Here is a 942-nt window from a genome sequence, read left to right on the forward strand (position 1 = left end):
TAGCCTTCCGGCGTGGTGTAGACGCTCACACGGTTAAACGGATCATCTACCCCCGTAGGCCGCTGTCGGTTGCGGGCAATGATCTTCTGCCAGACCTCTAGCGCTACCTTTGGCTTCAGTGTGTCGATTTCATCAACATGGGCGCGGTAGGACTCATAGCCGATGATGCGCGCCGGGTTCTCTAGCGTCCGCATCACAAAGTCGCCCATGCCGCCATTGCTGGTGTAGATGGCCGAGTCCTGCTTGTTGTACCGATACCGAATGCCCAGGTCGATCAGCTTGGATTCGATACGCGGCACCAAGATCAGCTTCACAAGGTCATAGGTCGGCTCATACAGGGCCACCAGAGCATCGGCAGCATGGGTAGCGTCACGGATAGCGCAGTTAACTAGCGTCTCAGTCTTGCCGGTTCCGAAGCCGCCCACAAAGGCTGGGTACTTGTCCTCCAACTGGAAAAACCGAGCTTGGGGCTCGGTCATTGTCATCCGAAGGGAGCGGGTTGAACTCACAGCACGCCTCTTTTCGCCTTATCCATATGCTCGGCGTATGACTTAGCGAGAGTTTTGTTCTTAGAAACCCTCTTGCCTCTGCGTTGACCCCGTACCTTTGTAGCCTTAACTCTTTTCTCAGGGTTTGGCCGCTTTTTAGTCCCATGACGCCATCCCGGAGTCTTGGCAGCCCTAACGCGATTAATGTCGTCCGTATCGATCCTCACTTACCTTTCCCCTCTGCGCCAACAATCTCAATCTCGATCTTGCCAACGGGGCGCGTGTCAGCTTCCTCTATAGCCTTGTCCAGCCCCAGCAGCTTAGCCTTTCCCATCGTTGCCTGAGCCATGGGGCCAGCCTTCTCAGTCTTGATCGCCATTGCCCGAGCCTCCTCAAGCTCAGCCAACAGGTCATCTACCGTGATCTTGTGTCGCTCCATTACTGTACTTCTCAG

The 942-nt window shown here is 55.4% G+C and carries 2 protein-coding genes; both read right to left on the reverse strand.

Annotated elements, in window-relative coordinates; translation table 11 throughout:
- A partial coding sequence (locus ACYVM0_RS26970; RefSeq protein ID WP_460562615.1) for a hypothetical protein occupies positions 1 to 485 on the reverse strand: 485 nt, incomplete at its 3' end.
- Positions 486 to 711: 226 nt separating this feature from the next.
- On the reverse strand, positions 712 to 942 hold a 231-nt coding region (locus tag ACYVM0_RS26975), incomplete at its 5' end, for a hypothetical protein (protein ID WP_460562617.1).

Source organism: Ferruginibacter profundus, assembly GCF_054783275.1.